The sequence below is a fragment of the Bacillus sp. C1 genome (assembly GCF_054570475.1).
This window is the reverse complement of sequence record NZ_JBTMZT010000001.1, coordinates 372587-386946: the sequence shown is the minus strand read 5'-3', so window position 1 is coordinate 386946 and position 14360 is coordinate 372587. Positions and strand designations below refer to the sequence as shown.

General features: G+C 36.6%; 14 protein-coding genes and 1 tRNA gene. 3 read left to right on the top strand and 12 right to left on the bottom strand.

Features of this window, described 5'->3' with window-relative positions; all coding sequences use genetic code 11:
- Window positions 1-234 precede the first annotated feature (234 nt).
- The 9 genes from phoU to ACX5JI_RS01960 all read right to left on the bottom strand — a co-directional run bounded on the left by phoU (window position 235) and on the right by ACX5JI_RS01960 (window position 9415).
- Complete coding sequence (gene phoU, locus ACX5JI_RS02000; protein ID WP_459499427.1) at window positions 235-891, bottom strand: phosphate signaling complex protein PhoU; 657 nt, start codon at window positions 889-891, stop codon at window positions 235-237.
- Between the two features lie 76 nt (window positions 892-967).
- Entirely contained in the window at window positions 968-1783 is an 816-nt protein-coding gene (gene pstB / locus ACX5JI_RS01995; protein ID WP_459499426.1) for a phosphate ABC transporter ATP-binding protein, read from the bottom strand.
- 21 nt (window positions 1784-1804) lie between these two features.
- Window positions 1805-2671 carry a phosphate ABC transporter permease PstA gene (pstA, locus tag ACX5JI_RS01990; protein WP_459499425.1) on the bottom strand — a complete coding sequence of 289 codons (867 nt, stop codon included), beginning with the start codon at window positions 2669-2671 and terminating at the stop codon, window positions 1805-1807.
- Window position 2672: 1 nt separating this feature from the next.
- A complete protein-coding gene (gene pstC, locus ACX5JI_RS01985) occupies window positions 2673-3623 on the bottom strand; it encodes a phosphate ABC transporter permease subunit PstC (protein WP_459499424.1) in 951 nt (316 codons plus the stop codon).
- A 27-nt stretch (window positions 3624-3650) separates the two neighbouring features.
- A complete protein-coding gene (locus ACX5JI_RS01980; RefSeq protein WP_459499423.1) occupies window positions 3651-4568 on the bottom strand; it encodes a PstS family phosphate ABC transporter substrate-binding protein in 918 nt (305 codons plus the stop codon).
- A 300-nt stretch (window positions 4569-4868) separates the two neighbouring features.
- The gene (locus ACX5JI_RS01975; RefSeq protein WP_459499422.1) at window positions 4869-6980 is read right to left on the bottom strand and encodes a peptidoglycan D,D-transpeptidase FtsI family protein; all 2112 of its coding nucleotides are present in this window, start codon (window positions 6978-6980) and stop codon (window positions 4869-4871) included.
- A 109-nt stretch (window positions 6981-7089) separates the two neighbouring features.
- Window positions 7090-8367, bottom strand: a complete 1278-nt coding sequence (locus ACX5JI_RS01970; RefSeq protein ID WP_459499421.1) for an MFS transporter — start codon at window positions 8365-8367, stop codon at window positions 7090-7092.
- A gap of 138 nt (window positions 8368-8505) precedes the next feature.
- Window positions 8506-9117, bottom strand: coding sequence for a superoxide dismutase [Mn] (gene sodA, locus ACX5JI_RS01965; RefSeq protein WP_193410361.1), 612 nt, complete (start codon window positions 9115-9117; stop codon window positions 8506-8508).
- A 224-nt stretch (window positions 9118-9341) separates the two neighbouring features.
- Window positions 9342-9415: transfer RNA gene (locus ACX5JI_RS01960), tRNA-Ile, on the bottom strand.
- 337 nt (window positions 9416-9752) lie between these two features.
- Here ACX5JI_RS01960 and ACX5JI_RS01955 point away from each other — a divergent pair.
- The 3 genes from ACX5JI_RS01955 to ispG all read left to right on the top strand — a co-directional run bounded on the left by ACX5JI_RS01955 (window position 9753) and on the right by ispG (window position 12193).
- Window positions 9753-10520: a DUF1189 domain-containing protein gene (locus ACX5JI_RS01955; protein ID WP_459499420.1), complete on the top strand. Its 768-nt coding sequence runs from the start codon at window positions 9753-9755 to the stop codon at window positions 10518-10520.
- Between the two features lie 63 nt (window positions 10521-10583).
- Complete coding sequence (yqfZ, locus tag ACX5JI_RS01950; protein WP_459499419.1) at window positions 10584-10931, top strand: protein YqfZ; 348 nt, start codon at window positions 10584-10586, stop codon at window positions 10929-10931.
- Window positions 10932-11095: 164 nt separating this feature from the next.
- On the top strand, window positions 11096-12193 hold the full coding sequence (gene ispG / locus ACX5JI_RS01945; protein WP_459500255.1) for a flavodoxin-dependent (E)-4-hydroxy-3-methylbut-2-enyl-diphosphate synthase: 1098 nt from the start codon (window positions 11096-11098) through the stop codon (window positions 12191-12193).
- 79 nt (window positions 12194-12272) lie between these two features.
- Here ispG and ACX5JI_RS01940 read toward each other — a convergent pair whose 3' ends face one another.
- From ACX5JI_RS01940 to ACX5JI_RS01930, 3 genes are read right to left on the bottom strand one after another with little or no spacing between them, the layout of a single operon-like run.
- Window positions 12273-12686, bottom strand: a complete 414-nt coding sequence (locus tag ACX5JI_RS01940; protein ID WP_459499418.1) for a Fur family transcriptional regulator — start codon at window positions 12684-12686, stop codon at window positions 12273-12275.
- A 13-nt stretch (window positions 12687-12699) separates the two neighbouring features.
- Entirely contained in the window at window positions 12700-13533 is an 834-nt protein-coding gene (locus tag ACX5JI_RS01935; protein WP_459499417.1) for a metal ABC transporter permease, read from the bottom strand.
- Window positions 13530-14303 (bottom strand): metal ABC transporter ATP-binding protein, encoded by a 774-nt coding sequence (locus ACX5JI_RS01930; protein ID WP_459499416.1) that lies wholly within the window; start codon window positions 14301-14303, stop codon window positions 13530-13532. The genes ACX5JI_RS01935 and ACX5JI_RS01930 overlap by 4 nt, the downstream gene beginning before the upstream one ends.
- Window positions 14304-14360: the final 57 nt, after the last annotated feature.

Sequence of the window (14360 nt, the reverse complement as noted above, 5' to 3'; positions counted from 1 at the left end):
TCCATATCCTCATTCATCTTCAACAATCTAACTTTTCTAAACGTTTCTCGACCTAATTTTGAGGTAAGTGGGTTACCAGCAGCCAAAAACAAAAGCTACCTAATATTATTCCATTTCCTCCTATCACATTATGATACATCTTATCATCATAGATCCAACAAGACAACGAGCTTTTTTTGTCATGTTTTGACTAAAAAAGCAAGTGATGTTTTATCACTTGCTAACATTTTCTTCCTACTCATTTAATAAATAATGTTTCCCTTTCACCAAATAGAAAACATTCTCAGCAACATTCGTAATATGATCTGCCACACGCTCAATGTAACGTGCAATAAAAGATAACTGTGTAATTTGCGTAATCGCTTCAGGATGTTCAGGGATAGAGGAAATAAATTCCCGAATCGCTCTCCCGTATATTTCATCAACGGAATCATCCATTTCTGCAATGTGTTTTGCAAACGTTAAATTTTCTTCCCGGTATGCTTCTAACGATAAATGTAGCATGTCTGTTGCGATCGTAAACATTTGTTCTAGATTGTGCAAACTAACAGATATCTCTTTTTCTCCAAGCCGAATTGTTGATTTAGCAATATTCACAGCATGATCGGCAATACGTTCTAAATCTGTTGCTGTTTTAATCGAAACAAAAATTCTTCGTAAATCACTTGCAACAGGTTGCTGCTTTGTAATGAGCATAAGGGCAAGGTCATTAATTTCTTCCTCTAAATGATCCATGCGATAATCCCCATCGATAACTTCTAGCGCTTTTTCTAAATCTCTCTTTTGAAGCCCTTCCATAGAAAGAAAAAGAGCTGCCCTGGCTAATTCGCCTAGTTCAATTACCTTTTGCTGCAATGTTTGTAAATCATAATGAAATTGATCTCTTACCATGTTTCTTCCCCCTTTATTCCTAAAAATGATAAACGCCCCTTTTAAGAGGGGCATTTATTCTTACTGCTAGATGATATTAACCAAATCGGCCTGTAATATAATCTTCTGTTCGTTTGTCTGTAGGCGTCGTAAATAGTTTATTTGTATCTGTATACTCAACCACTTCACCACTTAAGAAGAAAGCCGTCTTGTCAGAGATACGTGCCGCTTGTTGCATATTATGCGTTACAATAACAATACTAAAATCTTTCTTTAACTCTTGAATAAGCTCTTCAACTTTTAATGTAGAAATCGGGTCCAATGCTGATGTTGGTTCATCCATTAAGATGACATCTGGCTCAATTGCTAAACAACGTGCAATACATAAACGCTGCTGTTGTCCACCAGATAAACCATATGCATTATCGTGTAATCGGTCTTTTAATTCATCCCAAATCGCCGCACCACGTAAACTTTTTTCAACAATTTCATCCAGTGTCTTCTTATCACGAATACCATGAATCTTTGGACCATAAGCAACATTTTCATAAATAGACTTTGGAAATGGATTCGGCTTTTGAAATACCATTCCAACATGTGTACGTAATTCTTCAACAGGATATGACTTATCAAAAATATTTCGATCTCGATATTCAATTACTCCTGTTGTGCGGACGATAGGTACTAGTTCTACCATGCGATTTAACGTTTTTAAATATGTTGATTTTCCGCAACCACTCGGCCCAATAATAGCTGTTACTTCATTCTCATGAATACTTAAATTCACATCTTTTAACGCATGATCTTCTCCATACCATAAGTTTAAGTTTTTCGAATCGAAGACAACCTTCTTCGTTACTGACTCAACTTTCGCTTCATTTTTCACCTGTACATTTACTACTGTTGCTACCATTTTGAATTCCCCTTTCATCCACTACTTACGATTTCGCAACCATAAGACAACTCCATTCATAATAAGCAACAATCCTAATAAAACGATCATACCGGCTGCTGCTACATGCTGAAATTCCTCTTGTGGTCTACTCATCCAATTAAAAATTTGAATCGGTAAAACTGTAAATCTATCAAACATATTGAGTGGGATATAGTTAGCAAAGGCAAGTGCACCAATGACTAATAGTGGCGCCGCTTCTCCAATGGCTCTTGATAGCGCTAAAACACACCCCGTTAAAATTCCTGGCAAAGCAGTTGGTAATACAACCTTATACATTGTCTGCCATTTTGTAGCACCAACGCCGTACGAAGCTTCTAATAGTGAGCTCGGTACCATACGAATCGCTTCTTGGCTTGACACGACGACAGTTGGCAGTACAAGAAGACTCATTGTCAACGCTGCTGTTACTATGCTCTCACCTAACTGAAGACCATATACAAAAATGGTTAAACCAAGTAATCCAAACACAACTGACGGTACACCCGCTAATGTTTGAATATTTAATTCTACAATTCTTGTGAACATAGATTGTCTCGCATAATGTTCTAAATAAAGAGCTGTACCTACCCCAAATATAAAGGAAACTGGTACTACTATACTCATAAATAAAATTGTTCCTGATAATGCAGCGGCAATACCAGCATGCTTTGGGTTACGTGAAGCAAAGTTCATAAAAAAGTCTATCGAAAGGTAACTTACACCTTTTTCAAAGATTTGATACAGTAATAAAATGAGTATGCAAATCGAAAATAGCATTGTCATATACGAGATTAACTTATATATTCGATCCTTCCAAAAACGTGATGCCATATTTTCTTTTATTCGCTCATGATTCAACATTCGCATGTTATATCACCTTTCTAAAACGGCGCATAATCTGCTGCGAAATGATGTTCATCATGAAAGTAAACATAAGTAACGTCGCGCCCACAGCGTACATGCTGTAGTATGCGGTCGTTCCATGCGGAGCATCACCTAAGCTTACCTGTACAATATAAGCCGTTAACGTTTGGATAGAATGCGTCGGGTCTATCGATACATTTGGGGTTGAACCTCCAGCAATGACAACAATCATTGTTTCACCAATCGCACGTGAAGCTGCTAATAAAATTGCAGCCGTAATGCCGGTAAACGATGCCGGGAACACAACCTTGCGTATAGTTTCAAAACGCGTTGCTCCTAACCCAAGTGAAGCCTCTTTTATTCCTTTAGATACAGCCCTCATCGCATCTTCAGAAAGGGAGGCGATTGTCGGCACCATCATAATCCCTATTACAATCCCAGGACTAACTGCATTAAAAAACTGTAAATTTGGAATGACACGTTGCAAAACCGGTGTGACAATCGTTAACGCAAAAAATCCATATACGATTGTAGGAACACCTGCTAATAGTTCTAACATAGGCTTTAGCATTCTTCTAACAATGTGCGAAGCATAGTCATTTAAAAATACAGCACAACCTAGTCCAATTGGAACGGCTACGATCATCGCAATTGTTGTTACAAGTACGGTCCCGCATATAAGAGGAAGTATTCCAAACTTAGGTTCTTCAAAAAATGGTAACCATTCTTTTTCAGTAAAAAAAGAATACATTGATATTTCACGAAAAAACATAATTGTTTCGTTTGCTAGTGTAACGATTATGCCGATTGTCGTTATAATCGACACGCTAGCAATTGCCTTTAATAGTAACGGAACCATTTGATTGATTCGCTGCGTCTTTTTTCTTTTGATTGTATTTCCTTCAATCAAATGTCGCACAGAAAATGTAATTTGACTTTTGTCATTTCGGGCCAAAGATGAAAACCCCTTTCCATCCTGACATTATCTTTTTATTTCTGTTAACCTTCGCAGCTGTTCACTATAATTCTTTTGTGGTAATTTAACATATCCTACTTCTTCAGCAAGCTCGCCAGCGTGTTGCATCATAAATGCCACATACTCTGCCACACTGCTTTTATTTCGAATCGAAGCATGATTCACATAAGCAAATAGTGGCCTAGACAACGGTTTATATACACCTGATTGAATCGTTTCCTTCGTTGGTAAAACTCCATTTACTTTTATCGCTTTTACCTTATCTCGATTCGCCATATAATATGCGTATCCCACAAATGCAATTGCATTTTTATCATTCATTACTCCTTGCATAATGACTTGATCGTCTTCAGATAAAGAAGTTGTTTTTGCAAGACGATTGTTTTGCAAAACAACACTTTGAAAATAATCATACGTACCAGAATCAACACCTGGCGCATAAAATTGCACCGTTTCATGCGGCCATCCTGGATGAATATGTGACCATCGTTTCGTTTTCCCATCTTCGCTCCATAATCGGCGTAATTCGTCTATTGTCATATTATCAGCCCATGTATTTTGACGATTCACAATGATTGTGAGACCATCGTAAGCAATTTCAAATGGTGTAAACTCGATGGAATTTTCCTTTATAAAGTTTTCTTCTACTTGTTTCACCTTGCGCGATGCATTATTAATATCCACTTCACCTTTTCCGAAACGATGAAACCCTCCTCCTGTCCCAGATATACTAATAGAAATTTTCACACGTGGTTCCGTTTTTGTGTACTCTTCTGCTATCGCCTCCATAATAGGAAAAACAGTTGAGGATCCATCAATCTTCACTTCCCTCACATCATAAGCAGCAGATGGAGTAGACACATATGAAAACATGAAACATGTTGCTATCACTAAAATCTTAATAGATTTTTTGGCCCACTTCACGTGTAGTTCCTCCTAGAAGTATCCTGAAATAACAGGATTACAAATATAAGAATAATGCCGAACTATTAATTCGGTTTTAATAATTTGTAAAAGTTTTGTAAAGTTCCACGTAATGTAGAGGAATATGCTCCTCCTTTCTCATTTCCGTTTCTGTTCTCCAAACGTAACGATATAACCGATTAGACGATGAACACCCTATTTTATATATCGGATATGCTCGTCCACCATTACTACACTCTATGCATAAAATACAAAAAAAGCACACTATCTTTTGAGATAGTGTGCCAAATTTACATATTTTTATTCTTCATTTCCTTTTTTGCCTTTTTCCTCTGTCGGTGCTACTCCTGTTACTTCTTGTTTCTTCAAATCAAAGTAAGCGTCCATAATTTCACGACCAATGTATCCATTAATACCAGTTTTATCATCATTTACCCACGGAACAACAACAGAGAATGCCACTTCTGGATTATCATACGGCGCGTAACCCACTAACGTTAAGTTATAAATGATTTTGCGCTGACCATTTGCTTCTCTTCCGCCCGGTTTATCACCACCATAAGGTATTTGAGCGGTTCCTGTTTTTCCAGCCGCTTTATATGATGCACCAGTAAAGTATTTCGTTCCAGTACCACCCTGCTCATTGAACACTTGTCTAAATCCTTCTTGCACACGTTTAATTTGTTCTTCAGGCATATCAATTCGATTTAACACTTTCGGTTCCATTGATTGGATTACTGATCCAACTTCGTCTGGTTTCGATGTTGGCTGACGAATTTCTTTTACAACTTGTGGCTGCATACGATAACCACCATTTGCAATTGTAGATACATATTGTGCAAGCTGAAGTGGTGTATAGTTATCATACTGCCCAATCGCTAAGTCTAATAAGAGACCAGGTGTGTATTCCGGCCCTCTATACCCCTCTGTTTCATTCGGTAAGTCAATACCTGTTTTCACTCCAAGGCCAAATTGACTGAAATAATAACGCATCTCGTCAAATGACTTTTTCTTAATATCTAATGTACCATTTCGAACATATGGTACTTTTGCAAGATTCATCGCTGTTTTAAACATGTATACGTTAGATGACATTTTTAAAGCAGTAAGATCATCAATGGCCCCCATTGTTTTCCAAGAAGATTTTAATTTTGTACTTTTTAACTTAATCGGTTCATCTAGTAATACTGTTCCAGGCTGAATCGCTCCTGTTTGATATCCAGTCAGTACTGTTGCCCCTTTTACAGTGGAACCCATCGGATAAGAACTTGTCATTGTTCCTAATGCATAGTCTTTTACTTCTGTTTTTCCATCTTCTTCTACAAGCTGCTTTCCAGCCATAGATAAAACTTCACCATTTTTCGGGTTCATCATTACAACAAATGCACGATCTAAAAGCGGTTCGGAACCTTGATATTTCAGTAAGTTCTTTTCAAGAATTTCTTCTACACGTTTTTGTAGTTCCATATCAATTGTTAAATTCAGATCATTACCTCGTTGTCCTTTCGAAACATTTATTGTTTCTAAAATGTTCCCGTCTTTATCGGTAATATTTCGTAATTCTTCTTTTGTACCGTGAAGTGTATCCTCATATTGTTGTTCAATATAACTTTTACCAACGCGGTCATTACGATTATAATCTCGTACAAGGAAGTAATCTAATCGTTCTCTTGGCAAGCCTTCATCTGAGCTTGTTACACCCCCGAGTACACTGCGGAACATATCATCATACGTATATTTGCGGTCCCAATCAACCGTCGTATCTACACCCGGTAACAATGCTAAATTTTCACTAATAATCGCATATTCTTCTGGTGTTACGTCTTTTTTGATAATTTGCGGCGTCATTGCATAGCCGCTATCCATTTTACTCTTAATTGCAAGTACTTCTAAATCTTCTGGTGTTAATTGATTTATTTCTTCTTCTGTCACGCGATTTCGCTGACGTTCTGCCATTTCTTTATCATCAATTTTCTTAGCTTTAAATTCCGCTTGGTCTTTCTTTGTCATTTTTTTCTCGGCTTCTTCTTTATTTAAAGAAATCCAATAATCTTTTTTATCACGTTCTGTCAATTTATCTGGTGATACTTCGATTAGCTTCGCCAGTTTTTTCGCTGTTTCTATACGCTCTTCCGAAGTTGATCCCTTCATCCTTGTAAACGTAATGGTGCGAACAGGATTATTATCTACAACTGCACGATCATATCTGTCAAAGATTTTCCCTCGTGGAACGGGATTACTTACTGTTGAGTTTTCCTTTTTTTCAACCTCATTTTTGTAATCTTCACCATGGACAATTTGTACCATACCAAGCTTCACAATAATCGCTGAAAACAGTAAAAACACACAGAAAAACAACACGTTAAGCCGAAACGGAACGTGGGTTTTCTTTTTTTTCTTCTTCTTACTCATACGAACCCCCTCTACCAACAGCTATGTAATAGGAAAGGGACACCTTACTACAGGTGTCCTCACTGCTGTTTTACATGTCTTTTTATTCTAGCATAAAACCCGGAAGAAGTTAACCTTCTCGTTCCGTATGATTTTGCGTTGTTTCAGGCGCTGGAATCCCTGTCTTGTTTGGGTTTCCTTCTCCGTATGTGACATTTTTAACGGCAAAATAAATAAGTAAATGTCCAGCTCCAAGTATACATAATAAAACAGGTAAGCTTTTCTCTGGTGCAAAAAATGAGACTGCACATAAGAAACTTAAAATCGAACATATTCTCCCGCCGTTCAGCCATAGCTCTCGTACAACAATATACTCAACACGCCACTCTCTCGCCTGCTTTGCTCTTCCAATTACATCATATGTCATAGAACCATATGGAACGAGCAAAATTGGATAAGCAATGGCAATACATGCTGCATAAATGAGTAATTTTACATATGTAACATGAAAAATAACTAAAAATACAACTGTATATAAAATAATGCCCCCAAGTAAGATTGCCTTTTTTCTCCATTCTTTTTTTAATATACGAGTTACCAAATAATAACATATGAAAGATACAGCTGAATTGACGAGACTATACTTTCCTAATCCAAATTCACTTCCTGATGCTAAATAAACGTATACAGAAATAACAAAAATAAATGTTCCTTCTCTTAATCCTTGAAAAAAATGCGCACGTGTAATCCTTCCCCAGTTTTTATCCATCTTACGTTCTTTCAAAACTTGAACAATTTCATAACGTCCTTCACATTCTCTTTTCGATAAAAAGAAACTTATGACAACAGCAATTGCAAATAAAGTTAATGAAAGAAAGAAGATAACCGTATAGCCGCTCCACTTTTCCATACGCGAAATTGTATATCCTGCTGCTATCGGCCCAATCATTCCGGAGAAGGACGTTAAAAGACCGAGAAAACCGTTAAAAAAATCACGCGTTTCAGGTTCCGTAATCTCAAACGTTAATAAATTAAATGCAAGCCAATAAAAACCATATCCAATTCCAAGAAGACTACCAAGTAATAAAATGTAATGTGAAGCATGCGTTCCTGCGAGTAAAACAACAATAAAAAAAGTCGCTAACGTTCCAACTCCCACTCGCAATAAAATCGCACGATCTATCCGCTTTGCCAATTTTCCTGCCAAAAGAAATGTTAATGGCTGCAATACAACACTTGCTAAATTATACAAACCGAGGTTCACATAGTTTTGCGTTTGTTTCCATAAATAAATGTTAACAAACGTGTTAGATAAAGAAATCGCAAGCGTATATAATCCCCCCATAACAAGCAACAATATTAAATCACGATTCACCTCGACATCGCCAATTACATGTTTCCACTTCATACATAACTCTCCTTTACTTCATGTTCTAGTCTTCCAAAGACAAACACAATTATGTAAAAGAAAGCATACAAAAAAAGCTAGGAGAATTATCCCCCTAGCTTCTTCTATATCGATTCACCTAAAACGGTTCAAGCGATATTATTTAGCTTCTTGGTAACGTTTTTCAGCTGCGTTCCAATCTACAACATTCCAGAATGCACCGATGTAGTCAGGACGACGATTTTGGTAATGTAAATAATAAGCATGCTCCCATACATCTAAACCAATAACTGGAGTTTTACCTTCTGTTAAAGGTGAATCTTGGTTTGGAGTGCTTGTTACTTCTAGCTCACCATTGTTTACTACTAACCAAGCCCAACCAGAACCGAAGCGAGTTGCACCAGCTTTTGCGAATTCTTCTTTGAATGCATCAAAGCTACCGAATTTCGCTTCAATCGCAGTTGCAAGTTCACCTACTGGTTGTCCACCACCGTTTGGAGATAAAATTGTCCAGAAGAAAGTGTGGTTCGCATGTCCGCCACCGTTGTTACGTACTGCAGTACGAATTGCCTCTGGTACTTCATTTAAGTTTGCAACTAATTCTTCAACGCTTTTATCAGCTAGTTCTGCATGACCTTCTAGTGCAGCGTTTAAGTTTGTAATATACGTGTTGTGATGTTTTGTATGATGGATGTTCATTGTTTCTTTATCGAAGTGAGGTTCTAAAGCATCATACGCATAAGGTAAATTTGGTAATTCATGTTTTGCCATTGTTACATTCCTCCCATTTTATGTATTGCCAAAATAGCTTGGCATACAACTTCATTCTACCCTAATTGCCATAGGGTGAAAACAAATTAAATCACATTGTCTTGCTATTATTAACGTAGCAAAATCCCCATTTCTTTTCAAACAAAATGCTCACATATTTCGTAAAAAAAGCTTCCTTCTGCAAGGAAGCTTCTTTTCTACATGATAAACATGCGAAATGGATATGGACCCTGTAGGACTCGAACCTACGACCGGACGGTTATGAGCCGTCTGCTCTAACCAGCTGAGCTAAGGGTCCAGAATTATGTATACAAATTAAATTGCACCACCAAACCTCCAGAGAACATTTAGAGGCAACTATAAATCATAAGATATATCAATTCAAAAATATAAGATAAATTTACCATACAAAAAAGAAAAGTGTCAATTGTATTTTTCTGTTCATATCCCGATTTCCACCTAACTTCTTTACATGAGCTGAACTTTGAGGCGGGAGTCTTACTGTCCGCAAATAGCGGGATAAAACTCTTCCTCTACATATAACGTAATACGCGATAGAACTTGTGATTCTCTAGATGCGTAAGTTACAATGATTTTATACATAAATCTACATATACCCCAAAGGAAGTGAGTCTATGTCCATATTTACTCAGCTAATAAAAAGTTTATACTCACCAAAAGACATGGCGCTTTTCCGTTTTCAAAAAATCGAAAAAACGATTCTGTATATTATGTTGCTCTGCCTCATTACCACTATTCCAAGAACGTTATGGTACGGAAGTGCATTTCAAGATGGTACTCGGATGGTAAATCAAGCACTTGAACAAGAAATTCCAGAATTTAAAATTGAAAACGGAGAGTTAAAAGCAAATATTGATAAGCCGATTGAAAAAGAAGATGGAAAGTCTATGTTTGTATTTGATCCAACTGCAACAAGCGCAGAAAAATATAATACAAAAACAGGTTTATTCATTCTCAAAGACAAAGTTATTTCTAAGGCAAACGGTCAAACACAAACATATTCCTATAACGACCTATTAGGTGCTTCTCTCGAGAAAAAGGATCTAAAAAGCTTCGTTTCCTTCTTCGATAGCATATCCCCAATATTAATGCTTGTTATCGGAACTTTCGTTTACTTATTCCAATTATTCATTACATTTTTAGGCGTTACACTACTTGCATTCATTGGCTCGGCCATGAGTGGTCAACGTAAATTATCTTACAAACAAGTATGGACGCTAACTGCTTATAGTTATACAATCCCAACTATCTTCTTTATGGTTATGAACTTACTCGAAGTACATGTTCCTGAATCTACACTTCTTTACATTGCAGTTACTTTAATCATTCTATACTTAGCAATTAAAGAAATACCAAAACCGAAAGAAAAACAAGAACTATAAAAAATGCCATTTTGGCATTTTTTTTTTGGACAAGCATATATTTCCTACAAAGGAGTGAGGAATATGAAGAGACTTGGTGCGCTCTTACTCGTGCTTGTTCTCGGTTACGTATTTTATTACGATATAAAAATTGGTACTTTACCAATGTTAAGTTCATACAAAAAAGCCACAGCTACTCAAACTGAAAAAAAAGAAAAAACCAGCACGAAAGAACAAAAAAAAGCTGACGCATCCTATAAAGTCATTGAAGTCAAAACAGGAGATACTGTTTTATCCATTACAGAGGCAATTAATAAGAACAAAATTCCTTCTATTGAAAAAGTCATCGATGATTTTAAACAGTTAAATAAAAATACAGCTGCAACAAAAATACAGATTGGAAATCCTTATAAATTCCCCTTATATCAATGAACCATCACTTAATCCTTGTCAATTACATGAAGGCGCTGATACAATAGTAAAAGTGAAACCGAGCATATAGGTTTCTATTGCTTCATATCACATATACTATATGTGATATGAAGGGAAAAATAAGAAACTTCTTTTATAAGGAGAGCGATCTATTCGTGAATGAAATGACTCATCGTACAAAAACACGTCCTGTTAAAGTCGGTAATTTAACAATTGGCGGTAATAATGAATTAATTATACAAAGTATGACAACAACAAAAACGCATGATGTAGAAGCAACTGTTGCTGAAATCAAACGTTTAGAAGAAGCGGGTTGTCAAATTGTCCGCGTTGCTGTCCCAGACGAACGTGCGGCAAACGCAATTGCTGATATAAAAAAACAAATCAATATTCCACTTGTTGCGGATATTCACTTTGATTATCGCCTTGCATTAAAAGCAATTGAAGGTGGCATTGATAAAGTACGTATCAATCCAGGAAACATCGGTCGCCGCCATAAAGTAGAAGCTGTTGTAAATGCAGCAAAAGAACGAGGTATTCCAATTCGTATTGGTGTAAATGCCGGTTCATTAGAACGTCATATTTTAGAAAAATATGGATACCCTACTGCAGATGGTATGGTTGAAAGTGCACTGCATCATATTAAAATTTTAGAGGACTTAGATTTCCACGATATTATCGTATCGATGAAAGCCTCTGATGTTAACTTAGCAATTGAGGCATATGAAAAAGCTGCTCGTGCTTTTGATTACCCGTTGCATCTAGGTATTACAGAATCTGGAACGCTATTTGCTGGAACAGTAAAAAGCGCTGCAGGTCTTGGAGCGATCTTAAGTAAAGGCATTGGTAATACACTTCGTATTTCATTAAGTGCTGATCCAGTTGAAGAAATAAAAGTTGCTCGTGAACTGTTAAAATCATTTGGGCTTGCATCAAATGCTGCAACGCTTATTTCTTGCCCAACATGCGGTCGTATTGAAATTGACTTGATCAGTATTGCAAATGAAGTAGAGGAATACATCTCTACACTGAAAGTACCAATTAAAGTTGCTGTACTTGGCTGTGCTGTAAACGGTCCTGGTGAAGCCCGTGAAGCAGATATCGGTATTGCTGGTGCGCGCGGAGAAGGTTTATTATTCCGCAAAGGAAAAGTCGTTCGCAAAGTACCTGAAGAAACAATGGTAGAAGAACTGAAAAAAGAAATTGATGTAATTGCTGCTGAAATGGCTGCAAATCAAGAAAAAGAAAAACAAGAACAGTAATAAAAAAGGCTGCTTATATTTTACAAGCAGCCTTTTCTTTATAGAAAAAGACTCGTCAGTTTCATAACTGGCGAGTCTTTTACTTCGCACATTTCGGACAACGTCCATATATTTCAAACTTATGACCTGTTACCTCATATCCTGTAAAATCTTTATTCATAACATCCATTGGACAGGATGTTATTTCTTTTGTACCGCCACAATCTAAACAAATGAAATGATGATGATGTTCCATAATAGAACATGTAAACCGGAAATGTTTTTCTCCATTTAGTTCTGTTTGCTCTAAAACACCAATTTCAGCAAATACTGTTAAATTACGATAAATTGTATCAAAACTTAATCCAGGGTAATCGTCTTTCATATGCTCTAAAACGTCTTTTGCAGTTAAATAACGATTATGAGCTGCAAATAATCGTAACATTTCTTCTCTTTTTCCAGTGTGTTTATAGCCTTTTTCCTTCATAAGGCGTAAAGCTTCTGTCAGATTCATAACTATCCCCACTTTATGCAGTTTTTTTCTTCTTCCATAAGATTGCACCGATTAAAATAAGAACTGCTAGCATAACAATTGTACCGCCTGGAGCTAAATCAAGCTGATAAGAAGCGAATAGCCCGCCTACCACGGAGATTTCACCAAATAAAATGGAAAAGAAGATTGTTTGTTTAAATCCTCTTGCAATGCGGATACTTGCAGCAACTGGTAACGTCATTAAAGATGAGACGAGAAGAACCCCAACAACTCGCATCGATATCGCAATAACGAGCGCAACTAAAATAATGAAAATAAAGTGAATCCATTTTGCACCAAGTCCTGTTGATACAGCATATTCCTCGTCAAATGATAATAAAAATAACTCTTTATATAATAAAATAATCGTTGCAATAACTACGATTGCTACAATCCCGATAAGAAGTAAATCTGTACTTGTTACAGCGCTCACACTACCAAATAAATAACTAAATAAATCTGTATTAAATCCATTAGCAAGCGAAATGAAGATAACTCCAATCCCCATCCCAGCTGAAAGAATAATCGGAATTGCCAGTTCTTGATAATGTTTATATACAGTACGTAACTTTTCAATTAATAGCGCTCCACCTATTGAAAAAATCATCCCCATATATAACGGATTTAAAAATCCACCTGTAAAAATCGTTTTTTCCAGTAACAAACTTGCAGCAATCCCTGATAAAGTCACATGACTTAAAGCGTCCGCAATGAGTGATAATCGGCGAATAACAACAAATACACCAATTAAAGGGGCAACAAGTCCTATTAAAATACCAGCGTATAAAGAATTACGTAAAAAATCATATTGTAAAAAATCCTGTATCATCGTATCCTCCCGTGATGCTCGTGATCATGCTCTAAACGATGAACATGATGCCCATATAAAACGGACATTTCGGCATCTTCTAACTCTCGGAATTTCTCAACATTTCCGTGGAAATGTAAATGTTGATTTAAACATGCAACATGCGTTACCTTCTCTGTTACAGCTCCCATATCATGTGTAACTAGAATTAGTGTAATCCCTAATTTTTTATTTAAATCTTCTAGTATCTCATAAAAACTCTCTACATTCTTTACGTCAATTCCCACTGTAGGTTCGTCCAAAATCAGTAATTCTGGGCTACTTACAAGCGCACGCGCGATAAATACACGTTGCTGTTGTCCACCGGAAAGTTCCCCAATGTTACGATTTTGAAATTCACTCATTCCTACATCTGCAATTGCCTTAACTACTTTCGCTTTATCTTCTTTTGTTAAAAAGCGAAATAATCCTCTTTTAGAGACAAGCCCCATTGAAACAACTTCAAACACAGTTGCTGGAAAACCAGAATTAAAGCTGTTTGCCTTTTGTGATACATAACCAATCTTGTTCCAATCTTTAAACTTTTTACTATCAACATCAAATAACCGAATGCTTCCCTTCTTCGGCTTTAAAACACCTAATATACATTTTAGCAAGGTGGATTTACCAGATCCATTTGGCCCAACCAAACCTAAAAAAGCTCCCTGCGGAACTTGCAAATGAATATCTTCTAACACATTGCGCTCTTCGTACCAAAATGTCAATCCTTCAATTTCTAATATATTATTCATAGCATCTCACCTATTTTAATTCAGAATGATTCCGATTTACTTCTATTTGAATTATAG